This window comes from Rhodococcus sp. NyZ502 (assembly GCF_041464245.1).
GTDB classification, from domain to species: domain Bacteria; phylum Actinomycetota; class Actinomycetes; order Mycobacteriales; family Mycobacteriaceae; genus Rhodococcus_F; species Rhodococcus_F qingshengii.
Window position 1 is genome coordinate 473,537 of record NZ_CP167155.1, and the last position, 23,483, is coordinate 497,019.

General features: G+C 61.6%; 23 protein-coding genes. 11 read left to right on the plus strand and 12 right to left on the minus strand.

What is annotated here, in order from left to right; all coding sequences use genetic code 11:
- Window positions 1-12: 12 nt before the first annotated feature.
- On the minus strand, window positions 13-954 hold the full coding sequence (locus ACBG85_RS02250; protein ID WP_372026051.1) for an EamA family transporter: 942 nt from the start codon (window positions 952-954) through the stop codon (window positions 13-15).
- 89 nt (window positions 955-1,043) lie between these two features.
- Between ACBG85_RS02250 and ACBG85_RS02255 the strand changes: the two genes are divergently transcribed.
- Window positions 1,044-1,937 carry a LysR family transcriptional regulator gene (locus ACBG85_RS02255; RefSeq protein ID WP_372027822.1) on the plus strand — a complete coding sequence of 298 codons (894 nt, stop codon included), beginning with the start codon at window positions 1,044-1,046 and terminating at the stop codon, window positions 1,935-1,937.
- Window positions 1,938-2,099: 162 nt separating this feature from the next.
- Here ACBG85_RS02255 and ACBG85_RS02260 read toward each other — a convergent pair whose 3' ends face one another.
- Window positions 2,100-2,477 carry an SHOCT domain-containing protein gene (locus tag ACBG85_RS02260; protein WP_003943489.1) on the minus strand — a complete coding sequence of 126 codons (378 nt, stop codon included), beginning with the start codon at window positions 2,475-2,477 and terminating at the stop codon, window positions 2,100-2,102.
- A gap of 240 nt (window positions 2,478-2,717) precedes the next feature.
- Window positions 2,718-4,526, minus strand: a complete 1,809-nt coding sequence (gene leuA, locus ACBG85_RS02265) for a 2-isopropylmalate synthase (RefSeq protein WP_003943488.1) — start codon at window positions 4,524-4,526, stop codon at window positions 2,718-2,720.
- Between the two features lie 270 nt (window positions 4,527-4,796).
- On the opposite strand from leuA, the gene ACBG85_RS02270 reads away from it, so the two are divergent.
- Genes ACBG85_RS02270 through ACBG85_RS02285 form a run of 4 tightly spaced genes read left to right on the plus strand, consistent with a single transcriptional unit; the run spans window position 4,797 to window position 8,471 of the window.
- Complete coding sequence (locus ACBG85_RS02270) at window positions 4,797-5,162, plus strand: hypothetical protein (RefSeq protein ID WP_042922809.1); 366 nt, start codon at window positions 4,797-4,799, stop codon at window positions 5,160-5,162.
- On the plus strand, window positions 5,162-6,115 hold the full coding sequence (locus tag ACBG85_RS02275) for a hypothetical protein (RefSeq protein WP_007731502.1): 954 nt from the start codon (window positions 5,162-5,164) through the stop codon (window positions 6,113-6,115). The genes ACBG85_RS02270 and ACBG85_RS02275 overlap by 1 nt, the downstream gene beginning before the upstream one ends.
- 49 nt (window positions 6,116-6,164) lie before the next feature.
- The gene (locus tag ACBG85_RS02280) at window positions 6,165-7,430 is read left to right on the plus strand and encodes an aspartate kinase (protein ID WP_003943494.1); all 1,266 of its coding nucleotides are present in this window, start codon (window positions 6,165-6,167) and stop codon (window positions 7,428-7,430) included.
- 6 nt (window positions 7,431-7,436) lie between these two features.
- Entirely contained in the window at window positions 7,437-8,471 is a 1,035-nt protein-coding gene (locus tag ACBG85_RS02285) for an aspartate-semialdehyde dehydrogenase (protein ID WP_042447794.1), read from the plus strand.
- 62 nt (window positions 8,472-8,533) lie between these two features.
- On the opposite strand, the gene ACBG85_RS02290 is transcribed toward ACBG85_RS02285, so the two are convergent.
- Both ACBG85_RS02290 and ACBG85_RS02295 read right to left on the minus strand, forming a co-directional pair.
- Window positions 8,534-8,875, minus strand: coding sequence for an Imm51 family immunity protein (locus tag ACBG85_RS02290; protein ID WP_003943507.1), 342 nt, complete (start codon window positions 8,873-8,875; stop codon window positions 8,534-8,536).
- A 43-nt stretch (window positions 8,876-8,918) separates the two neighbouring features.
- Window positions 8,919-9,569 carry a TetR/AcrR family transcriptional regulator gene (locus tag ACBG85_RS02295; protein ID WP_007731498.1) on the minus strand — a complete coding sequence of 217 codons (651 nt, stop codon included), beginning with the start codon at window positions 9,567-9,569 and terminating at the stop codon, window positions 8,919-8,921.
- Between the two features lie 149 nt (window positions 9,570-9,718).
- Between ACBG85_RS02295 and ACBG85_RS02300 the strand changes: the two genes are divergently transcribed.
- The gene (locus ACBG85_RS02300; protein WP_063315199.1) at window positions 9,719-11,500 is read left to right on the plus strand and encodes an acyl-CoA dehydrogenase; all 1,782 of its coding nucleotides are present in this window, start codon (window positions 9,719-9,721) and stop codon (window positions 11,498-11,500) included.
- Between the two features lies 1 nt (window position 11,501).
- Window positions 11,502-12,434, plus strand: coding sequence for an oxygenase MpaB family protein (locus tag ACBG85_RS02305; RefSeq protein ID WP_372026056.1), 933 nt, complete (start codon window positions 11,502-11,504; stop codon window positions 12,432-12,434).
- A gap of 88 nt (window positions 12,435-12,522) precedes the next feature.
- Here the strand turns inward: ACBG85_RS02305 and ACBG85_RS02310 are convergent, their stop codons facing one another.
- Window positions 12,523-13,827 (minus strand): HNH endonuclease signature motif containing protein, encoded by a 1,305-nt coding sequence (locus ACBG85_RS02310; protein WP_058038237.1) that lies wholly within the window; start codon window positions 13,825-13,827, stop codon window positions 12,523-12,525.
- Between the two features lie 49 nt (window positions 13,828-13,876).
- Complete coding sequence (locus tag ACBG85_RS02315) at window positions 13,877-14,653, minus strand: TetR/AcrR family transcriptional regulator (protein WP_058038238.1); 777 nt, start codon at window positions 14,651-14,653, stop codon at window positions 13,877-13,879.
- 65 nt (window positions 14,654-14,718) lie between these two features.
- Here ACBG85_RS02315 and ACBG85_RS02320 point away from each other — a divergent pair, with 65 nt between their 5' ends.
- From ACBG85_RS02320 to ACBG85_RS02335, 4 genes are read left to right on the plus strand one after another with little or no spacing between them, the layout of a single operon-like run.
- The gene (locus ACBG85_RS02320; protein ID WP_058038239.1) at window positions 14,719-15,558 is read left to right on the plus strand and encodes an alpha/beta fold hydrolase; all 840 of its coding nucleotides are present in this window, start codon (window positions 14,719-14,721) and stop codon (window positions 15,556-15,558) included.
- Window positions 15,559-15,614: 56 nt separating this feature from the next.
- Window positions 15,615-17,381 (plus strand): multicopper oxidase family protein, encoded by a 1,767-nt coding sequence (locus tag ACBG85_RS02325; RefSeq protein ID WP_058038240.1) that lies wholly within the window; start codon window positions 15,615-15,617, stop codon window positions 17,379-17,381.
- 36 nt (window positions 17,382-17,417) lie between these two features.
- Window positions 17,418-18,632, plus strand: a complete 1,215-nt coding sequence (locus ACBG85_RS02330; protein ID WP_311094262.1) for a CoA transferase — start codon at window positions 17,418-17,420, stop codon at window positions 18,630-18,632.
- A gap of 16 nt (window positions 18,633-18,648) precedes the next feature.
- Entirely contained in the window at window positions 18,649-19,545 is an 897-nt protein-coding gene (locus ACBG85_RS02335; RefSeq protein ID WP_372027823.1) for a hydroxymethylglutaryl-CoA lyase, read from the plus strand.
- 6 nt (window positions 19,546-19,551) lie between these two features.
- Here the strand turns inward: ACBG85_RS02335 and ACBG85_RS02340 are convergent, their stop codons facing one another.
- From ACBG85_RS02340 to ACBG85_RS02360, 5 genes are all read right to left on the minus strand, one after another.
- A complete protein-coding gene (locus ACBG85_RS02340; RefSeq protein ID WP_054187015.1) occupies window positions 19,552-19,857 on the minus strand; it encodes a hypothetical protein in 306 nt (101 codons plus the stop codon).
- Window positions 19,858-21,003: a hypothetical protein gene (locus tag ACBG85_RS02345; RefSeq protein ID WP_260457148.1), complete on the minus strand. Its 1,146-nt coding sequence runs from the start codon at window positions 21,001-21,003 to the stop codon at window positions 19,858-19,860.
- On the minus strand, window positions 21,000-22,067 hold the full coding sequence (locus ACBG85_RS02350; RefSeq protein ID WP_372026061.1) for a sensor histidine kinase: 1,068 nt from the start codon (window positions 22,065-22,067) through the stop codon (window positions 21,000-21,002). The genes ACBG85_RS02345 and ACBG85_RS02350 overlap by 4 nt, the downstream gene beginning before the upstream one ends.
- Before the next feature lie 131 nt (window positions 22,068-22,198).
- Window positions 22,199-22,465 carry a response regulator transcription factor gene (locus ACBG85_RS02355; RefSeq protein WP_370333094.1) on the minus strand — a complete coding sequence of 89 codons (267 nt, stop codon included), beginning with the start codon at window positions 22,463-22,465 and terminating at the stop codon, window positions 22,199-22,201.
- 143 nt (window positions 22,466-22,608) lie between these two features.
- Window positions 22,609-23,319 (minus strand): LuxR C-terminal-related transcriptional regulator, encoded by a 711-nt coding sequence (locus ACBG85_RS02360; protein ID WP_372026064.1) that lies wholly within the window; start codon window positions 23,317-23,319, stop codon window positions 22,609-22,611.
- Window positions 23,320-23,483: the final 164 nt, after the last annotated feature.

Genomic DNA, 23,483 nt, shown 5'->3' on the forward strand with positions numbered 1-23,483 from the left:
CACAGGGCGTCGTCAGACGCCGAGTCGCGCCGGTGGTGAGGCTGCAGGTGTGTCCGAGAAAACAGTGTTCGCGGGCTTACGTCTCATCTGTGCGGCGCTCGCTCCGGCGATCACGATGACCGCCCCGACCAGTGACAACGGGCTCGGATCCTCGTGCAGGAACAGCCAGGACGCGCCGATTCCCACGACTGGCACCAGCAAGGAGAGCGGCGCCACCACGCCGGCGGGATAGCGGCCCATGAGCATCGTCCAGAGCCCGGATCCGGCGATGGTGCCGAGCAGAATGATGTAGGCCAGTCCGACCAGCGACGGCCAGGCGTCGGCGCTGAATGCGGTGCCGAGTGCGTGCCAGCCGACTGTGGGGCCTTCGACCACGGCTGACAGTGCGAGCATCGGTAACGGCGGGATGACACACATCCACAACATCAAGCGCATCGGTGCAGGCTCGCCGACGGTGTTTGCCGCAGCCAAGCGGCTGCCGAGATTGCCGAACGCCCAGGACAGGCCGCCGAGGAGTGTGAGGACGACGGGCAGCAGTGCCGCGTGGTGCGAGCGGTCCCAGCCGATCAAGGACATCCCGCCAACGGCGACGGCGATACCGGAGACCTGCCAGACGCTGAGCTTCTCGCGGAGCAGGAAAGCGCCGAGTAGGACGGTGAACGGTGCTGACGACTGCAGGACAAGTGATGCAAGGCCCGTCGGCATCCCCGAATGCATCGCCCAGAAGAGGAAGACGAACTGGCCGAATCCGAAACCGAATCCGTAGAGCAGCAGCCAGCGGAGCGGCACCTGTGGACGCGGCACGAAGATGACCACCGGAATCGCGATGATCAGAAACCGCAGCGCTGCGAAGAAGAACGGCGGGAAATGATCCAGGCCGACGCGAATGGCCAGGAAGTTCAGACCCCACAAGACGATCACGGTCAGGCCGAGGAGACGGTCGCGGGGAGTCATGCGTTAATCGTGAGCCGTACGAAGCATCAGAACAAGCGAATATAGATGCACTATCCATGTAGTTTTGCTACATGGATATTCGTCACCGTATGGATGCCACGCGCCTGCGAATCCTCCGCGAGCTCGCCGACCGAGGAACCGTCGGCGCTACTGCTCTCGCCCTCTCGATGACGCCGTCCGCCGTCTCGCAACAACTCAAGATCCTCGGACGAGAAGCGGGGGTCTCGCTCCTCGAACCGGACGGGCGCACGCTGCGCCTCACCGACGCGGGCAGAGCGCTGGTGCTTCGCGCCGACGACGTTTTGGCGGCGCTAGACCGGGCGGCGGACGAGATGGCGTCGTACCGAGGCTCGCCGCGGGGAAAGGTGCGAGTCGCGTTCTTTCCCTCCGGCGCGGCGCTCCTGCTGCCCGGTGTCCTGACGGCGCTGAAGAACTCGGACGTGGACATCGACGCCTACGACGTCGACAAACCGGCGTCGGCCGTCCCTGGGCTGTTGGCCGATCACGATGTGATCCTCACTCACCGTGACGAACGCGGAGCCGAGACGTCGTTTCCCCGGGTCAGCGTGCAACCGCTGATGCGTGAACCGATCGATCTGGTGCTGCGGCCTGATCATCCACTCGCCGAGCAGGATTCGGTCCGGCTGGAACAATTGGCCGACGAGAACTGGATAAGCGTGCGCGGCGGGTTTCCGGTCGACGACGTTCTGCTGTCGGTTGCGTCGGTAACCGGCGTCCAGCCTCGCGTCGCTCATCGGATCAACGATTTCCGCGTCATCGAAGAACTGGTGGCGGCGGGCCACGGCGTGGCTTTGATGCCGCGATACGCGATCACACATCCCGGAGTGTCGAGGAAACCGGTGGCGGGAGTGCGCGCTGCACGAGTTTATGAATTGGCAACTCGGTTACACGCCAACCGCAGTCCGGCTATCGGAGTCGTGCTCGACGCCTTTCGTGACGTCGCGCGTGCTGTCGGTGAATGAAGGCTGTCGGTGAATGAAGGGCCGTTGGTGAATGAACGGCTGTCGGTGAATGGGCAGCTGTTGGTGAATGAACACAAAACGGGAGCGACACGATTAGTGTCGCTCCCGTTTCGGTAGTGCAATCCTCACGGATTAGTGAGAGCCGCTTAGTGAGGGCCGGTATCAGGCGAGAGCCTTGGCCTTCAGTGCTGCGAATTCTTCTTCACTGATGGTGCCGGCGTCGAGAAGTGCCTTTGCATCTGCGATGGATTCGGCCGGGGACTTTCCGGCAACCTCACGAATGTAGCTGTCCTGTGCGTTCTTGACCTGCTGCGCAGCCTCGAGGGACCGCTGTGCCATTCCGTCACTGCGAACGATCAGGTAGACGAGCGAGGTGAGCAGCGGAATGAAGAACAGGAAGACGATCCAGATTGCCTTCACCCAGCCGGAGGTCTTGTGATCGCGGAACAGGTCGGTGATGATCGAGAAGAGCAGGATCAAGTACGCGATGAACGCGAAGCTGATGATGATCAGCCAGAGGAAGTCCCAAAAGGAATCCATTGTCGAGCTCCATTTCACAAGTCGGATTTGTCTGAGCTGACTATCTCACGCGCACGTGGCGTCTGCATCATCCTCGATGGGTGAATTCTTTTTGTTAACTTCGCTAACCGACTCTTTCGGGACCAATGTCATACCGAATCGAAAACATCGACCGAAAATCTTCAGTGCTCTGAAAACGACCCTGGCCCCACCCGAAAATCGGGTGAGACCAGGGATTGTTCACGAGTCAGGAGCTGAGTGTCAGCTGGCGCGGTTCACTGCCGAGACCACAGCGCGCAGCGAGGCCGTCGTGATCGACGTGGCGATACCCACACCCCAGACGACGGTGCTCTGACCCTCCGGGCCCGTCACGGCGCACTCGACGTAGGCCGCGGCCTGGGCGTCGTCACCGGCGGACATGGCGTGCTCGGAGTAGTCGAGGACACGAACGTCGAAGTTGATGCTTCCCAGCGCGTCGACGAAGGCAGCGAGCGGGCCGTTGCCGGTTCCCGAGATCTCCTGCTCCTTGCCGTTCACCTTGACGATTGCGGTGATCGCATCGGTGCCGCCGTCCTCCTCGGACGCGGTGACCTTCTGCTTCATGCGCTCGAGCGGGGTGATGGGAGCGAGGTACTCCTCGTGGAAGACGTCCCACATTTCCTTCGGCGAGACCTCGCCGCCCTCGCCGTCGGTGATCTTCTGGACCGACTGCGAGAACTCGACCTGCAGACGACGCGGCAGCACCAGACCGTGATCGGCCTTCATGATGTATGCGACGCCGCCCTTGCCGGACTGCGAGTTCACACGGATGACGGCCTCGTAGCTGCGGCCGACGTCCTTCGGGTCGATCGGCAGGTAGGGGACCTGCCAGAGAATGTCGTCGACGTCGGAGTTCTGGCTGTCGGCGTCGACCTTCATGGCGTCGAGGCCCTTGTTGATCGCGTCCTGGTGGCTGCCGGAGAACGCGGTGTAGACCAGGTCGCCGCCGTACGGATGACGCTCGTGGACGGGCAGCTGGTTGCAGTACTCGACCGTGCGACGGATCTCGTCGATGTTCGAGAAATCGATCTGCGGGTCGACGCCGCGCGTGAACATGTTCAGAGCGAGAGTGACCAGGCAGACGTTGCCGGTGCGCTCACCGTTGCCGAACAGGCAGCCTTCGATGCGGTCCGCGCCGGCCTGGTAGCCCAGCTCGGCTGCAGCGACACCCGTGCCGCGGTCGTTGTGGGGGTGCAGCGACAGGATGACCGAATCGCGGCGGGCCAGGTTGCGGTGCATCCACTCGATGGAGTCGGCATACACGTTGGGTGTAGCCATCTCGACGGTGGCGGGCAGGTTCAGGATGACCGGGTTGGCCGGCGTCGCACCCAGGGTTTCGGTGACGGCGTCACATACTTCCTTGGCGTACTCGAGCTCGGTGCCGGTGTAGGACTCGGGCGAGTATTCCCAGCGCCAGTTCGTGTCCGGGTACTTCTTCGACTCGGCGAGGACCAGTTCGGCGGCGTCGGTGGCGATCTTCTTGATCGTGTCCTTGTCGGCGCGGAACACGACGCGGCGCTGCAGAATCGAGGTGGAGTTGTAGAAGTGCACGATCGCGTTCTCGGCACCTTCACAGGCCTCGAACGTGCGCTTGATCAGCTCGGGACGCGACTGCGTCAGCACCTGGATGGTGACGTCGGACGGGATGGCGCCGTCCTCGATGATCTCGCGAACGAAATCGAAGTCCGTCTGGCTCGCGGACGGGAAGCCGACCTCGATCTCCTTGTAGCCCATACGAACCAGGAGATCGAACATACGACGCTTGCGCGCCGGGCTCATCGGATCGATCAGCGCCTGGTTGCCGTCGCGCAGGTCAACGGCACACCACTGGGGTGCTCGGTCGATGATCTTGTCCGGCCAGGTGCGGTCGGGCAGCGTGACCGTCTCGACCTCTTCGGCGAACGGGCGGTAGCGGAACGTCGGCATCGACGAGTTCTTCTGCGTGTTCCACGCAGGCTGGTCGGACGGTGCCGGCTTCGTGGGCGGGGTGATGGTGCGAGTGCCGGTGGTGAATGCGTCAGCGGGGGACATGGGTGTGATCTCCAGGATTGTGGACCCGGCCTGTTGACCTGTTGGTCAAGACCATGAGTCCGGAAGGCTTGGTCGACCGGCGCACAAAAACCCCGCGGCGGGAGGCCAGTCTGGATCAGACCCCGTCGCGGCAACCAAGAAGGAGTGCGCGCTGCATGCACAGCACTCTACTCCTGGATTTCGCGAGAAATCGGTGGGGTTCGCCCTCATGTCCAATTTGTCGCCGAATTGTGCTGCCGTTTCGGCCCCGAAAATGGTGGACTGTCGTCCATGGATCCCCGAATCGCCGTGGCGAGGACGTACCTCGACGCGCTCCGCAGTCACGATGGCAGTTCCGTACCGCTGGCTCCGGACGCGGTACGCCACGAGGTCGGGCTCAAGACCGGATTTTCGGGGAATCATTTGCGGCGCAGCCTTTCCGGAGGTCCTCAGTATCGCGTGATCCGCGACATTCGTGAGGTGGAGTGGACGGTCGACGGGGACGACCTGACGGCTGACTACCTCCTCGACGCCGGGTTGTTCGGGCGGAACCTGATGACCGTTCGGGTTACCGAGACCTTCCGGATACCCGCTGACGATCACCGCATTCACCACATCACCGCGAAGATTCGACCGGCGCGCGCCAAGCACACGTGATGCGCTCGATCCGCTGGATCGTCTGTTCACTGCTGATCGTTCTCGCTGGTCTCGGTGCTGCCGGCTCGGTGCTCGCGCTGTTCGTCCACACCCAGGTGAACGACACCGACAGTTACGTCGAGACGGTTGCCCCGTTGGCTTCCGAACCTGCTGTCCAAGCGGCTGTCGTTGATCGGCTGACCGAGGAACTGACGCAGCGGTTGGACCGGTTTCCGCAGGTGGTGACGAGACAAGCCGAGAAACTTGTTCGGGAGGCGGCTCAGTCGTTGGTCTCCAGCGACCAGTTCGCGACGCTCTGGACCGCGGCCAACCGTCAGGCGCACGCGCAACTTGCTGCGATGGTGACCGGCAGAGCCACCGACGGCATCGTTCGGTCCGACGACAGCGGAACAGTCACCTTGTCCCTCGAGCCGATCATGACAGAACTGCGGACGAACCTCCGCGATCGCGGATTCACCGTCGTCGATCGTCTTCCGACGTTCGATCCGCAGTTCGAGATCCTGCAATCCGACGAGCTGGTGCGGGCCCAGGACCTCTCGAACACTCTCGACCGGGCAGCGGCCTGGCTGCCGTGGGTGTCGCTGGCCTGTGCGATCGCGGCCGTCGCAGTTGCGCCGAGGAGAATGCGCGCACTGTCCCTGGTCGGGCTGGCGACGGCGGTGGCGATGATCGCCCTGTTGGTGGCGCTGGCCGTCGTGCGGCGGGTCTATTTACAGAATTCAGACATACCGTCATCTGAGGCGGCAGTCGCGGTGTACGACGCGCTGGCAGTTTCGCTGGTCAGCAGTATCCGCGTGCTTCTCGCCTGCGGAGTTGCCGTCACGGTGGTCGGTTACGTTGCCGGTGGCTCGCGTTCTGCGACGTTGATGCGATCGCGGATCTCGCAACTGATCCCGCGCGGATCTGAGGCGAACAGCAGTACGCATCGGGAAGTCCCAGGACCACCTCGGTAAGCTCGACCTCTGGTATCTGTAAACAATTTCGACCTGGAGGTAGAAACGCGTGGCTCTCGTCGTCCAGAAGTACGGCGGATCCTCGGTGGCAACCGCCGAGCGCATCCGACGAGTCGCTGAACGGATCGTCGAGACCAAGAAGGCCGGCAATGATGTCGTCGTCGTGGTGTCAGCGATGGGCGATACCACCGATGAGCTGCTCGATCTGGCTCAGCAGGTGTGCCCTTCCCCGCCGGCCCGTGAAATGGACATGCTGCTGACCTCGGGTGAGCGCATCTCCAACTCCTTGGTAGCGATGGCAATTCACTCCCTCGGCGCCGAAGCTCGTTCGTTCTCGGGCTCACAAGCCGGAGTCATCACGACCGGCAGCCACGGAAACGCCAAGATCATCGACGTCACGCCGGGCCGTGTTCGCACTGCGCTGGACGAAGGCTCGATCGTTCTGGTCGCCGGATTCCAAGGCGTCAGCCAGGACAGCAAGGACATCACGACGCTCGGACGCGGTGGCTCGGACACCACTGCCGTGGCGTTGGCAGCTGCACTCAACGCCGACGTCTGCGAGATCTACACCGACGTCGACGGCGTTTTCTCCGCCGATCCGCGCATCGTCCCCGACGCTCACCGCCTCGAGACGGTTTCCTTCGAGGAAATGCTCGAACTCGCAGCGTGTGGTGCCAAGGTGCTCATGCTCCGGTGCGTCGAGTACGCCCGTCGTTACAACGTGCCTGTGCACGTCCGTTCGTCATACACCACCAAGCCCGGAACAATCGTGTCCGGATCGATGGAGGACATTCCTGTGGAAGAGGCCCTGATCACCGGAGTCGCGCACGATCGCGGCGAAGCCAAGATCACCGTTGTCGGATTGCCGGACACACCGGGACACGCTGCCAAGGTGTTCCGCGCAGTCTCCGATGCCGAGATCAACATCGACATGGTGCTGCAGAACATCTCCAAGGTGGAGACAAACAAGACGGACATCACCTTCACGCTTCCGACGGCCGACGGCCCCCGCGCCGTCGAGATCCTGACCAAGCGTCAGGAAGACATCGGCTTCACGCAGATCTTGTTCGACGACCACATCGGCAAGGTTTCCCTGGTCGGCGCCGGAATGCGGAGCCACCCGGGCGTCACCGCCACGTTCTGCGAGGCGCTGGCCAAGGCAGACATCAACATCGACCTCATCTCGACCTCTGAGATCCGCATCTCAGTGCTGGTCAAGGACACCGAATTGGACGACGCTGTACGTGTCATCCACGACGCTTTCGGGCTCGGTGGCGAAGAAGAAGCAGTAGTACACGCTGGAACGGGACGGTAATTTCTCATGACGACTATCGCTGTTGTCGGTGCGACCGGTCAGGTCGGCATCGTCATGCGCACTTTGCTCGAAGAGCGGAACTTCCCCGCGGACAAGGTGCGGTTCTTCGCATCTGCACGCTCCGCCGGTAAGAAGCTGCCCTTCCGCGGCGAAGAGATCATCGTCGAGGATGCGGCCGCCACATCGGATGAGGACCTGAAGGGCATCGACATCGCCCTGTTCTCAGCCGGTGCGACGCTCTCGCGCGCCCAGGCTCCTCGCTTCGCTGCTGCCGGCGCGACCGTTGTCGACAACTCTTCGGCATGGCGCAAGGATCCCGAGGTTCCCCTCGTGGTCAGCGAGGTCAACCCGCAGGACACGAAGAACCTGGTCAAGGGCATTATCGCGAACCCCAACTGCACCACCATGGCAGCGATGCCGGTGCTGAAGGTTCTGCACGACGAAGCCGGTCTGCAGCGTCTGATCGTCTCCAGCTACCAGGCCGTGTCCGGTAGCGGCATCGCCGGCGTCGAGGAACTCCTCGGCCAGGTGCGCGCCGTAGTCGGAGACGCGGAGAAGCTGGTTCACGACGGCAGTGCCGTCGACTTCCCGGCCCCGAACAACTACGTCGCCCCCATCGCGTTCAACGTCCTGCCTCTCGCAGGTTCGCTGGTCGACGACGGAAGCGGCGAGACCGACGAGGATCAGAAGCTCCGCAACGAGAGCCGCAAGATCCTCGGACTTCCCGATCTGTTGGTTTCGGGTACGTGCGTGCGCGTTCCCGTCGTGACCGGGCACTCGCTCGCGATCAACGCAGAGTTCGCCAACCCGCTCTCGGTTGCTCGCGCCAAGGAGATCCTCGCCGACGCTCCGGGCGTCGAGCTGGTCGAGGTTCCGACGCCGCTGGCCGCTGCCGGTGGCAACGCGTCGCTGGTCGGTCGTATCCGTCAGGATCCGGGTGTCCCGGAGGGACGCGGACTCGCGCTCTTCGTTTCGGGCGACAACCTGCGTAAGGGTGCCGCGCTCAACACGATTCAGATTGCCGAGCTGTTGGTCGGCTAGATCTTTCGTTCGGTACCGGCCCCGCACCTAGGTGTGGGGCCGGTGTCGTTTCGACAGGCGCTCTAGTCGAGTTCGGAAATGGCGACCAGGCCACCGAGGTACTCGGCATCCGAATACGCTTTGGCGAGTAGCGCTCCGAGCTCACCGAGAGCTCCGTTGTCGCTGCCGTACGCAACAAACATGCCCGCTTCGGGATCGGTGCCGAAGCGGCCCTCCAGATGCGGTGCATCGCGGCCTACCACTGCGTGGGCGACCGACGCCCAGTCGTAACCGGAGCCTTCGAAACCCTCTACCTGCTCGAATATCGATGCCACCTTGCCGAAATGCTGGTCGGTGAGCATCAGTGACCAGTTGCCCGGAGACGTTTCGAAAAGCTGTAGCGGTTCGATCGATGGTGATGTCATGCGTGTATTGAAGCAGATCCGACCGACAGGTTTCAGTCGGCCGCTAACGCCCGACCGATTGTGCGAGAGCCACGGCAAAACTGGAAAGTCGTTCTCGGGTATAGGTTTCGGGATCACTGACGGCCAGTCGTCCGAGCATTTCGGCGAACGACATCATGGTGTGTGCGAGGAGAACCGGATCAAGGCCTTCGAGCTTCGACTCGAGGGCAATCCCGGCGCGGGCCAGTTCTTCGGCGCGGGCGAAGACAGCTCCGCGAGAGAGCTTCAACAAGCCGTGATACTCGCTGGGGGCGTTCTCGACAGACGTCAGAATCAGGCGCCAGCGCGTCGGGTTCTCCAGTACGGCGTCGACGAAGGCGCCGACGGTCCCGGTGTACGACGCCGCTGGGCCGAGTTCGCTCAGATCTGTCGGCATGGTTTCGAGCACCTGAGCGATGGCTCGCTCGTGCTCGCGGCGCAGCAGTGCAGCGACGAGATCGGTCCTGGTATCGAAAATCGTGTAGAGGACGGGCTTGCCGACACCGGCTTCGGCAGCGACGGATTCCATGCTGAGGTTGTGCAGGCCAACGCGGCCGGTGACCTCGAATGCTGCGTCGAGGAGCTGCTCGCGACGTTGCTCCGGCGCCATGCGAGGGGCGTACTTGCGCCGCGGTGTATCCGTTGCGTCAGCTTGTGACCTGGTCATCGTGTGCATCACCTCCGCTCTCACCCTAATCTGCCTGCCACTTCTTCGTGAATAATACGCAACCGTTGTATTCATCGTCTGCAATTGTTACGGTGGCGTTGTATTCGAATGGTGCTCAGTGAGGCGCCTCTGCCGAGATCTCGAGGAGAACAACCGCTATGACAGCGTCGACCTCTTTAGTGCCGAATGATCTGCTGCTCCATCCCTCCACGTACGATCGGCCGGAGTTCGACGCGACCACGCGGAGACTGCTGGGCGCGACCGTCGACTGGTTCGAGGCGCGTGGAAAGAACCGACTCCTGGCCGACTATCACGACAAGATCTTCTACTCCGATTTCCTCGATTTCGCGGCGAAGGAAGGTCTGTTCGCCACATTTCTGACGCCCGCCCGCGACAGTGGTGGCGACTCTGACAAGCGCTGGGATACCAGTCGTATCGCCGCGCTGTCCGAGATCCTCGGCTTCTACGGACTCAACTACTGGTACCCGTGGCAGGTGACCATCCTCGGTCTCGGGCCGGTGTGGCAGAGCGACAACGAGACGGCAAGGGCGCGAGCAGCTTCCGCTTTGGCTTCCGGAGGCGTTGCGGCATTCGGACTGTCCGAGAAAGAGCATGGCGCGGACGTCTACTCCACGGACATGGTCTTGACGCCCAACGGCAGCGGCGGGTACCTGGCCAGCGGTTCGAAGTACTACATCGGAAATGGCAACTGCGCCAACACGGTCTCTGTCTTCGGCCGTGTCGACGGAGTGGAGGGCACTGATCAGTACGTCTTCTTTTACGCCGACTCGGACCATCCGGCATTCACCGTGGTGAAGAACATCGTTCCGGCCCAGATGTACGTAGCGGAGTTCTCACTCGTCGACTATCCCGTTGCGGCAGAGGATATCCTGCATACCGGCGAGGCAGCATTCAGTGCCGCACTCAACACCGTGAACATCGGAAAGTTCAACCTGTGCTTCGGCGGAATCGGTATGTCGACTCATACCTTGTACGAGACGATTACCCACGCGCACAATCGAATCCTGTTCGGCAATCCCGTCACGGCGTTCCCACACGTACGACGTGAATTCGTCGACGCGTACGCGCGCCTGCTGGCGATGAGGCTCTTCTCGGATCGTGCGGTGGACTACTTCCGCACCGCATCGCCCGAGGACCGCCGCTACCTCTTGTTCAATCCCGTCACCAAGATGAAGGTGACAACCGAGGCACAGAAGGTGATCGGACTGCTCTCCGACATCGCTGCGGCAAAGGGCTTCGAGAAGGACAGCTACCTCGCGGTGGCCAAGATGGATGTCGACGGGCTGCCCAAGCTCGAGGGGACCGTCGCCGTCAATCTCGCCCTGATCGCCAAGTTCATGCCGGCGTACCTCTTTGCCCCCGAGTCATTTCCGGCGATTCCGACGCGCAACGATGCAGCCGACGACGAGTTCCTGTTCCGTCAGGGCCCGGCACGGGGGTTGTCGAAGGTTCGATTCGACGACTGGCGAGCGGTGTACGCGAAGTTCGCGGATGTTCCCAACGTTGCACTGTTCATGGAGCAGGCAGAAGCGCTCGTGACCCTTTTGGCCGAAGCTGCACCGGATGCGGCGCAGCAGGTCGACTTGGACTTCGGCCTGGCGATCACCGAACTCTTCACCCTCGTCGTCTACGGCCAGTTGATCCTCGAACAAGCCGAGATCTTGGGATTGGACGAGGGGCAGCGGAGCGGTGGGGTGCTGGATCAGATCTTCGATGTCCTGGTCCGCGACTTCAGTGCTGCAGCGGTGGAGTTGTACGGAAAACCCAGCGCCAGTGAAGATCAGCAACGGTTGGCACTGGCATCTATTCGGCGCCCCACGTTCGCGGCGGAGCGATTCGAGTACGTCTGGCAGCAAGTAGTCGCCTTGTCTGGTGCCTACGAAATGAACGGTGCCGGCTCAACGAACGGGGAGGAATGAAATGTCTGAACTGACGATGAATCGACCGCGTGAGGATTACGGCTTCTTCGGCCCAGGATCACCCAGTTGGAAGATCTGGGCCGCGCCGACAGCGCTGATCGGGTTCCAGCGGTCGGTGGTGCTCGAGCACTTCGACCCCTTCTTGGCTGCCGCAGTGGCAGACATGAGCGGGATTTACAGCGATCCGGCCGGGCGACTCGACCGAACCTTGGCGTACTTCCTGACCGTCGCCACTGCCGACGGGCGGACAGCACTGGCGCTGTCCGACCACCTCATGACAGTTCATGCTCAGGCTACGGGCGTTGAACCGATCACCGGAACTCGTTACAGCGCAAACAATCCGGCCTCACAACTCTGGATCCACGTGACGGGTTGGCATTCGGTGCTCAAGTGCTACGAGATGTATGGGCCGGGCCCGCTTTCAGCTGTCGAAGAGCAGCGGTACTGGGAAGAATGCGTGATCGCTGCCGAACTACAGACATGCAAGACCTCCGACGTTCCACGCTCCCGAGACGAGGTACGTGAGTACTTCGCTGAAGTCAGGCCCAGATTGTGTACCTCCGAGCGTGCCAACCGGGCGATGCACTACTTGTTGAGAACACCGAGAGCGCAGGGGAAGACGAAGTTCGCGACATTCAGCCGATTGGTCGCGCCGGCCACTATCTCGACTTTGCCCGGCTGGATGCGAACGATGGGTGGGTTCGATCAGCCAGCGTTGTTGGACAGAGCAATTGCGCCCGCGGTGCGAACGGCAGTCCGGTTGGGTAGTTCACCGAAGAACATGACCACTGCTCTGAAAGTCATTGCGCCGATGACGGGCAAGGTGTTGGAGCGCCACCTGCGTGACGAGCAACCCCTGGACCCGAGAGTTGTCACGCCAGCGGAGATTCGGGAGCGATTCCCGCGAGCCGCCAAGGTTGCGCAGGCCGTCTGACGGGTTCGCCACGGCCTGTTGGCACCGCATCGGGGGGATCCCTTCGATGCGGTGCTCGGCCGTGTTCTGTTGTGCCTGAGGTTCGTTCTCAGGTTTTGAATGTGGTGTTCGCTGGGCGCGGTTGCTGCCCGGGGTCGATCGAGGGCGGCGGGATGAACCAGGGTTTGTTGTCGACTCCTATTCGGATTTCCCATTTCCCGACGAACCCGGATTTGCGGTGCATCAGCCGGTGATGTGAACGGCACAGCAGGACCAGGTTGTTCATCACCGTCGGGCCACCGTTTGCCCAGTGCCGGATATGGTGCGCATCCGTCCAGGCGGGCACGCATGTGCAGCCCGGGAAGGCGCAGCCTTTGTCTCGGGCGATGAGGGCGACGCGTTGTTCGGCGGTGACCAACCTCTTCCCTGGTTGCGCATCCAAGGGCGCGCCGTGATCGTCGAGCAGAACGGTCGACAGGAAACAATCACACCCGAGAAGCCTGGTCTGCGACACCGAGAGTGGCCCGAGCCAGGGCATGTGCCCGACATCAAGATCCGACAGAGACTCTTCACCATCAGCAGTGGAGGGTGTGGCGGCGCAGTCTCGATGCTCAGCGAGATCATGGGCATTGATGTGCACGTTCACGTGCGGACGTTGGCCACCGTCTTTGCCGGTTTTGGCGCAGTCGAGGTACCGGCGGATCAGTTCGGTGAACCCGTCCGCGGTCCGCTTCGCTGCCGACCGGGCGTCGGGGGTTCCGTCCGGTGCCGGGGTGGGCATCGTCAGATTCGACAACGCGGAGAGCAGCATTTCGCCGGTGAGGGCGTCGAAATCGCCGCGCACCACCACCCGACCGTTCAATGTCGAGGCGATCCGCAACTCGTTCCGGTCGACATCTTCGGCGGGCGGGATCTCATCGGATTCGAACAACCGCTCCAAGGTCGCGATCACGTTCCGCACCTTCGTCGTCGTCGCCTCCACACCCGACGCAGCAGCGAGCAACAAATCGATGCACTTCGGGAGCGCCTCCTCCGGCATCCCCTTCGGTGGTGATTCACAGAACGCCACGATCAACACGGCATGATCGAAGGAGCAATCCCCGCCATCGAACCGAGCCGCCACCGCCGGAAACGGCCGCAAAGCCGCACCCAACGCGGCGATCTTCTTCCCGTCCCGAACCTGCAGCATCGTGTTGGCCGCCAACCAGGACCCCACACCGCGGCTGGCAATCACCTGATCATCCGGGCGCAACGACAACTCGTCCACCACCGTCACACGAACGGCTTCCAGGCGCAGAATCTCCGCACTCGCCGACACCGCAGCCGCACGTAACTCGGCAGCAGTCAACTGCCACAACCGTCCGCGTAACCCCACCGCAGAACCAGACACCACGTCCGACAACAAGACACTCATTGAACCCCCCCGATCCCCTCCCCAAATCATACTCGAACATGCGTTCGAGTCAAGAGTGTTTTCGAATCCTCGATTCGATACCGTCAAGGAGGATCTGTAGGCCCTGAGTAAATGACTCTTCGGTTTCTCGTTCGAGATAGAAGTCGCCGCCCGGTACCGGTGGGGCCTCCCGACCCAACTGCATCGTGTGGGGGAAGTCGTCCGCGAAATCCGGTGCAGCATCGGCCAGTGCAGCAGAAGACTCTGCCCACCAATGAGATTCGGAATCTCCGATGGTCGAGGCGCTCCGGATCTCAGCTAAGGTCCGCGCGGACCCCCGGATGAAATGGAAAAGCATGCTCACCGATCTGCGGATGGTCGGAGCATCGAGACTTGTGGAGTAGAGAATGGACAGGAGTGATTCGAGTCCTGCCTGCTCGTGCGGACCTAGGACGGGGCGCGCCAACGAGACATCCAATGTCCACGGATGGCGTGTATTTAGGGCGAAGAGTGCGGCGGCCCAGTCGGAGAGTGCCATGCGCCAGTCGCCGGTGTCTGCGATCGGCGGTAGCTCGGCATGCACCCGGTCGTACATCAGGTCCAGCAGTTCGTCCTTTCCCGGTATGTAGGTGTACAACGACATCGCAGTGCGGCCGAGGTGGTCGCCGATCATGCGCATCGACAACGGTGTCGTGGGGTTGGCGTCGGCGACTTCGATCGCGGCGTCAACGACTGTGTCAGTGGACAGCGCGGGCTTCGGTCCTCGGCGGCCGGAAGGCGCCTCGGGTTGACGCCACAGAAGTGAAATCGTGCGTGCGATATCGCGTCGGCCTGCCTGTTTGTTCATCCTGTCGCTTTCGTGGAGTCGCGCTATTCTTAATTACTTTACAGTGTAAAGATTTGGGAGTGGGCATGGTTGAGGCAAGACTTCACGACGGGACAACTATCGAGGTCGAGGTTCTCGGACATGGCCCCGCCGTGCTGATACCCGTGAATCCGATTTCGGCTACCGGCATCAAGGCGGACGAACTTCGTGCCTGGGGCGTTGACCCCTCGCTCGGTCGAACATTCATGGAAGGGTTGGCGTCGAACTTCACTGTGGTTGCCTTCGACTACGAAGGGCACCGGATGGCGTCGCCCGCTCCGGACACGCTCACTCCCGACAACATCGCGTCCGACATTCTGGCTGTGGCGAATTCGGCTGGGATCGACCAGTTCGCCTACTACGGATACTCCTGGCTGGCACTGTGCGGATTGCAGTTGGCGCTGCGCACCGATCGTCTGACCGCACTGGTCATGGGTGGTTTCCCGCCGGTGGATGGGCCGTACAAGGCGATGCTCCAGGTTACCGAAGCTACACACCGCATGGCGAGTGAACCGCCCCAGCGCACATCACAGCCCACAGCATCATCAGACGAATTCGATTGGAACTCCATCGACATTGCGTTGACCGGAGCGCAGACCCGGCAGTTCGTGACGCTGTACCGCGCACTTGGTGAATTCGACGATCGAACGATTCAAGGGCGCATCCTTTGTCCGCGAATGTGTTTCGTCGGTTCGCGAGACGTCATCGAATACGGTGACCGATGGGGTGGGGTACGGGTCGCGCCGGCCGATCTCGACCTCGACGCCGTTCGGTCGGCAGGGTGGGATATCGAGGTACTCGACGGTCTGGATCACACGCAGGCAATGCAACCGACTCATGTTCTACCCATTCTCAAACCCTGGTTGGAGAAGGTGGTCGGTGTTTGACCGTGCGGGCACACGGGTAACCCGCTCCGGATGCCGTCAGCGTGAGGGGGCCGTGAGTGGACGAGTCACACAAGATCCGTCGCCGATCGTTTGTTCAAGGGCTTGGCCTGCTGGCCGGTCTGAGCGCGTTGTCCGCTGGATCAGCGACGGCTCGACCACCTGATGTCGATCCACTGCGCCCGTTCCAACTTCCGTCACCCCGGCTGGAACCGTTTCGGGAGACCCTTCCTGTCCTGCCGGGCATTTCGGGTGGCAACCTGGAGCTTCGCGCGGCTTCGTCGATGCACCGTTTCCATCCGGACCTACCGTCGTCGCCGTCGCTGGGTTACGGCGGAATGGATTATCTCGGCCCCACCATCGAAGCTCACGTCGATCAGCTCGTCACAGTCCGATATGCCAACGACATTTCTGCGTATCCGCTTGCCGCGGATGTCGATCCGGGTCTGCACGGCGTCAGCAACCTCGACCGCACACAGGTCCCCACCTCGCTTCACCTGCACGGGGGAGTTACTGCACCGCAGTTCGACGGGCATCCGGAGCTGATCCAGCGTCCGGGCGAAGGTTTGGTTCACGAGTACACGAATGGTCGTGCAGCCGGCAATCTTTGGTATCACGATCACGCCATGGGAATGACGCGCCTCAACGTCTACGCCGGGCTGGTCGGGATGTATTTTCTCCGTGACGACGCAGATACAGGCACCACCGGGAATTCTCTCGGCTTGCCGTCCGGCGAATTCGAGCTTCCGATGATTCTGCAGGACAAGGTCTTCACCTCCGACGGTCAACAGAGTGTCCGTTCCACGTGGCTCACTCCGCAGGGTTCCTGGGATCCGGCGACTCCCGGTGACGTGGGTGTAGTGAACGGCGTCGTATGGCCGAAAGTGGAGGTGGCTCGCGGACTGTACCGATTGCGACTGCTCAATGCCGCAACCTATTCGGTGTGGAATCTGCACTTCGCAAATCGTATGCGGTTCTGGGTGATCGGTTCCGAAGGAGGATTTTTGGCCGCTCCTGCGCCGACGGATCACGTCCGGCTGAGTCCGGGTGAACGCGCTGATCTGCTTGTCGACTTCAGTATGCTCGAGCCGGGCACGACGGTGGAATTGCGCAACGACGAACCGGTACCCCTTGCGGTGGCGCAACGCGGCACGCAGGTGATGCCGGTCTTCTGTCGGTTCGACGTGGGCAGCGCAAAGGGATTCACCGGCTCGATCCCGCAGCAGCTGAATTCCGTTGCTGCCGAACCGGCGTCCCCGGATGTGGTGCGAAATCTCACGATCATGCAGCTGTCGCGTCCCTCGGATTACCCGTCGATCACTATGTCGCTCAACAATTTGCGGTTCACTGATTCGGATATCGAACTGCCGCGTCAGGGAACCATCGAGCAATGGAATCTGATCAACATCACCACGGAACCACATCCGATTCATCTGCACCTGGTGGCGTTCCGCGTTGTGGGACGCCAAAGCCTCGACACTGCAGCACTGATGCAGCGGTATCCGGTGCCTGACTTGGGGGTCCGGTGGACGCCGTCGGCAGAGGAATTCGTGACCTCTTCGCTGCGGCCTCCCGAAGTGTGGGAAACGGGGGAGAAGGACACTGTCATCGTGGATGCCAACTCGATCACCCGCGTGATCGTGCGCTTTCCGACGGCCGACGAGTTGGGCTTCGATCCGGATGCAACTTTCGCGAGAGGTTCCATGGCAGACCACTCGGCACACGGAGAAGCCGGTATGGGGGACCTGCAGGGGTACGTCTGGCACTGCCACATGCTCGATCACGAAGACCACGACATGATGTTGCGATATCGGGTGGTGACGTAGCCTTCAAGGGGAGAAAAGTTCCCAGAGGAGGCAGCTGTGTCGGAAGGTGCGCCCACCGGGCCCCTGGACGGATATCGGGTGATTGAACTCGGAACCTTGATCGCCGGGCCCTTCGCCGGGAAACTGCTCGGCGACATGGGCGCCGACGTGATCAAGATCGAATCGCCGGACCGCCCGGACCCGCTTCGTACCTGGGGTCAGGCCGAGCAGGACGGTCATCGATTCTTCTGGACGGTTCACGCCCGCAACAAGCGGTGTGTGACGTTGGACCTTCGCGTCGACGCGGGACGAGACCTGTTTCTGAATCTGATCGAACATGCCGATGTGGTGGTCGAGAACTTCCGGCCGGGCACCCTCGAGAAGTGGGGCCTGGGATTCGACGTTCTCAGTGCGCGCAATCCGAAGTTGGTGTTGGCCAGGGTATCCGGTTACGGGCAGAGCGGACCGCAAGCCAAGAGCGCCGGCTACGCCTCGGTTGCCGAAGCGGTCAGCGGATTTCGGCATCTGAACGGTTATCCAGGGCAGGCGCCTCCGCGTATTGCCCTTTCGCTCGGAGATTCTCTCGGCGGGATGTTCGCCGTTCAGGGAGTGCTGGCGGCGTTGCTCTCACGAGAGCGGACCGGCCGTGGTCAGGTGGTCGACGTTGCCCTCACGGAATCCTGTCTGGCGGTGCAGGAATCCACGATCCCGGATTACGATCGGGGCGGGATCATCCGGCAGCCCTCGGGAACGAGATTGGAGGGTATTGCGCCGTCCAACATCTATCAGACCTCTGAAGGAAACTGGGTGGTGATAGCAGCCAATCAGGACACGCTCTTCGTGCGTCTGTGCACCATCATGGGGCGACCGGAACTAGCGCATGACGACCGCTTCTCCAATCATGTTGCGCGTGGCAAACATCAGGACGAGCTCGACGAACTGATCAGTGCCTGGGTCGCGCTCCAAGATCCCACCAGCCTGGTGGAACGCCTCACCGAAGTGGGAGTTGTTGCCGGGCCGATCAATACGGTTGAAGATGTCGTCAAGGATCCGCAGCTGATCGAGCGGGGGATGCTCGTCGACCACTACGACGAGCGGATCGGTGAAAACGTCCTCGGCCTGGGCGTCGTGCCTACCTTCAGTGAGACACCCGGATCCGTGCGCAACGCGGGAGCGTCGGCGCCGGGTCACGACAACTCCTCGGTGTGGGGCGGGCTCCTCGGACTCTCGGACAACGAGCAGGCAGAACTGAAGATGAAGGGCGTGATCTGACATGTCGGTACCTGGCGTGGGTATTCCAGCAGTCAGTATTCGTGAAGTCGGACCACGGGACGGGTTGCAGATCGAAGACCCGGTGTCGCTGGCGGAGAAACTTCGTCTTGTCGATGCTCTGGCTGCGACGGGTGTTTCGCGTATCGAGGCGACGTCGTTCGTCTCACCGCGCGCTGTGCCGGCGTTGGCCGACGCGGAATTGTTGGCAGCAGAACTGCACCAGTGGCCCGGCATCGAGTTCTCGGCATTGGTCGCCGGAATCGGTGGAGCGAAACGGGCCGTCGCCGCAGGAGTGAAAACCGTCGAATATGTTGTGTCGGCATCGAATGGCCACAGCGAGGCCAACACTCGGTCGACGACGGAGCAAGCGACCGAACGTATCGGAGAGGTCGTCCGGATCGTCCACGACGCCGGAGGACGGGTGGAGGTCATCGTGGCCACAGCCTGGGACTGTCCGTTCGACGGTCCAACCGACCCGGATCGTGTTCTGCGGATTGCGGAGCAGGCCAAGGAGTTCGGTGCTGATCAGTTCTCGATCGCAGATACCATCGGCACTGCCACGCCGGGACGTGTCGGACGATTGATCGACGCTGTGGGCGAAAGAGTAGGTGACTTCGGCTTGGGTGCGCACTTCCACAACACGCGTGGCGCTGGTCTTGCGTGCGCGTTTGCGGCTGTGCAGCACGGTGTTCGAAACCTCGACGCGTCCACCGGAGGTCTCGGTGGTTGTCCGTTCGCTCCCGGTGCCAGTGGCAACATCGCGACGGAGGAACTGGTCTACATGCTCGAAGACATGGGCATTGCGACGGGTATCGACCTGGATGCGAGCATTCGTGCCGCTGCCGTTGCAGAGGAGATAGTGGGCCATACGGTTCCCAGTAATCTTCTCCGCGCCGGCGATCGGAAGCGGTAGGGACCTTTACCCTTCTCGGTTGGGTGATGCCAGCTGCAGTTTGACCAGCTGCTCGTGCGCCGCGGCCGGCCAACCGATGCGCTGCTTCTCCAGATACCAGGCACCGGCGGCAAATGCGATCGCGAGGACGATCCAGATCGCGACGCTTCCGATCTGAGAGCCCAGGTCGCTCGACGAGGACACTTCGCCTGTGCTGTAGTCGTATTCCGTTGTCGTGGTGATTCCCTCTACTGCGAAGGTCCACAGAATCGGAAGGGCACACAATGCGGCGAGGGCACGCGCGACATGCGCTGGACGCAGTTCGAAGATCATTCATTTCTCCTGGTGATCGACCCGGTGAATCTCACTCTCCTCGAAAGCTATTCGGGTTCGACGGGCGCTGTCTGTAGTCGAATCGGCGGACATGGACGAGGTGCCGAGCTCTCCCCGGTCCCCCTGCCGTAGCAGCTGCATTCCGTTGTGATCGAACTCGATTCGTCGAACGTCTTCAGTGTCGACCAGCATCGTGGCCATAGCGGTACGCCGAGGTGGAAGGATCCGTATGGTCACTTTTCCTCGCGTGATCGCGGTGAGTTCCCGGACGATGCTCGAGTGGATTCGGTCGCGCACGTCGGGGTTCGCGCCATCCATTCCGTGGTCGTCGAGCAGGACCACTTCGACGCCGCGGTTTCGAGCGGCACGCACAGCATCGATGACATCTGTTTGTTGTAAGCCTGTCGCCCTCAGTGAATCTCGGAGTTGCGCCTCGAGGAGTTCGCATTCTTGCCGCTCGGTGGTTGTCAGTGGAACCCCGGAAGCGACCCGTTCGAGGAGCGGGCGTGCAAGGACATCGAGCCTGTCGAGTTGCGCGTCGCGTTCCTCGAGAATCGCAGCACTGGCGGATGCGGAGGCAATTCGTTGGGTGGACTGCTCACGAAGTTCGTAGATAACCCTGGCTTGAGGACGGATGGTGTATGCGAAGAAGGTCGACATCAGAACAGGGCCCGCGTTGATGACCGTCAACGACACTCCGTACATGGCCCCCTGGCCGGTGGTGGAGGACCAGATGGCGGTCACCAACACCATGAGTCCAAGCCCGAGCCACGCGAGTGCTGTACGCCCACGAACGCACATGAAGGTGAAGACTGCCGTCGACATCCCGAACATCCAGAGTTGAGTCATGTCGTTGACGGGGACGGGAACCACTGACAACACCAGGCCGCTCGTGACGGCGCCGGTCAGAGACACCAGAACGCTCTGCCCCAGCGGCATCGGGTCGCCTCTGCTCAGTACGAGTGTGAAAGCCGCAGTCGAGCACACGATAATTGCCAAGATCATCGGCCAGACTGCGCGGACGTCGGAGGATGTGTAGGCGACCGAGATCACGCAGGTGAGCGCGAAGCATGCAGCCATGAATCGAGCAGCACGGCTGTGCATGCCGAGAAGATCGCGGACATCTCGTCCGTCCGGCCTGGTCATGTCATCACCGCTACGGGCAAGCTCAACGTCAGAGTCACCGAAGTGCCGCGGCCGGGTGACGATCGAATGGTTGCCGATCCGCCGTCGAGTTGACGCATTCTGCCGCGGATGCTGACAGTGATTCCGAGGCGATGCGTCTCGACGGAGCTCGGATCGAAGCCGACGCCGTCGTCGGTGACGACTACTTCGAGGTGGGTGGCGGTTGCCGTGACCGTGACCGAACGCCGTGCACTGCTTCCGGCGTGTTTGACGCTGTTGCGCAGTGCCTCGGCCATCGCACCGGCCATCGCACGAATCGAGTCGGGTGCGTATCCGCTCGGATCAGACCCGTCGGAGAGGGCGGTCTCGAACGTGATGTTTTCGTCCACTTCCGAAGCGGCTGAACGCAACTGAGCGAGGATTCCGTCGAAGTCGAAACTCGTCTCGTGGTCGGTTCCGGAGCGCAGTTCGTCGAGTCTTGCCACCGTCCTTCGCGCCTGAGCGACGACCGAGGGATCGGCATCGTTTCTCGAAGCAGCGAGCAGAGTCGACATCACGGTGTCGTGGATGAGTGCGTCGAATCTCTCGCGTTCGACGGATTTGGCCTCGGCCGCGGCGGCGCCGGCGGCAGCGGCATGAGTGGTGGCGATGGTCGCATCCAGTACTCGTCCGGTTCGCAAGGCCATGACGGCCGCTGCTACGAAAACCGCGCAGAATGTCCAGGCGAAGGCGAGGTCGGGAACCAACAGGTGCGTCGTGGGACTCGTCCGGATTATGTGATTGGTCAACTGTGCGGGTGTTGCCACTACGAAAAGGTGCACGACGGCAGCGGCCGGTCGCCAAGCTGCAGCGGCAGCAAGGCTGGCGACGCCGGGGAAATTGGAAATCCACAAGGTGAAATCTGTGACGTGGTCACCATTCCACGCCGGCCACCACAGGAGGATGACCACGACGTAGAGAACCGCATTTGCGCTCGCAGTTCGTTTCACCCATCGGGTGTCGGCGTGGAACGTCGATGCTCCCAGCGCCAGCCCACTACCGAAAGTCGCGACCACCGCCAGTGGAGTCCACCACGACGCAGACATCGTGGTGGCTTCTGCAATCGCAGGGGCAAGCAATATCAGATAGCAGACATAGCCGGCGCCGATGAAACGGCCGAAGAGCCTCAGAATTTCGTCAGAAGCACTGGCTGTTTTGTCGAAAGCAACTCTGTCGATCAGAGTTCGTCGATCGTCACTATCTGATCTTGTATCGCTCGCACGAGTAATTCGCATTTCGTCGGTGCGTTCCTTCCAACGTCGGCATACTTCTCGCGAATCCGCGACAGGTGGGTCCCCACCGTTCCCACGCTGATGTAGAGGTTTTGAGCGACGCGTGACTTCGAATCACTCAGTAGCCATTCCCTGAGAACCTCGATTTCGCGCTCCGAAAGGTGCGGTCCTACGGGATCCTGTGCCATGCAGTTTTCCACAGTGACTGTCATGAGTTTCGTCCTTACTTCTCTGTAGCGGAATGACAGACCCCCGACAGTGCCGTCTTCATGTCAGATGAATGTAATTCGAAGAGGGAAATTTTTCCCAGACATCAATTCCTCTGCCCATATTTTCAGGGGCAGCGCTGTGAGAGTTATTGTTGCCGAACCTCATTGTTAGTCAAAGTCAGCTTTTTTCCGGAAGTAGGCCGTTCAGGAATTGGTAACACCCCGTCTTCGACCGCGCGTTTGTACAAATCCGTTTTTGTCGGTGCGGGTCGTCCGACAGCCGCATATTTCTGCCTGATGCGCTGGAGGTAGTCGTTAACCGTCTGCGGCGCCAAACCGGTGAGTCGCGCAACTCGATCCGCCTTCTCTCCGGATGCGTAAAGTTCGAGGACCTCGAGTTGTCGAGGGCTCAGACCCACTTCGTCGAGACCTGGATCCCCGTCGATTGCGGCAGCCCACTCTGTCGTCACCACCTGCCTTCCCGACGCGGCGGCGCGTATCGCATCAACCACGACGGCAGTCGGTTCGGACTTGCGTACAACACCCAGCACGCCGGCACGGGCGGCCGAGCGAACGAGGTACGGGTTTTCCGCCCCGGTGAAGATCAATGTCTCGAGCCCGGCGGACCGCAGTTGCTCGACATTGCTCTTGGGCGATGACCCGTCGGCCAGTCGGAGGTCGAGGATTGCCAGATCCAAGGCGACGTTCTGAGCGAGCATCTCGGACACAGTGGTCGTGATGCACACCAATTCGAGGTCCGGCTCGTCCTCGAGCATCACGGACACGCCGATTGCTACCGACTCGTGGTCTTCCACCAACCCGACACGGCGGTGTGGAAATGCTGTTTGCTCTGGCATAGCGATTGTTTCCCTCCGCTCGATGCGAGGACGTTATCAGGCAGAGCTGACTGACCGGTATGTTACGTGTCAAGATTTGAAGTCAGCCTGGACTGTTTTACGTTTCGGCTCTACAGTTGTCTTGTGACCGAGACCACTTCCGATGCGAAAGTAAGCCGTACCCA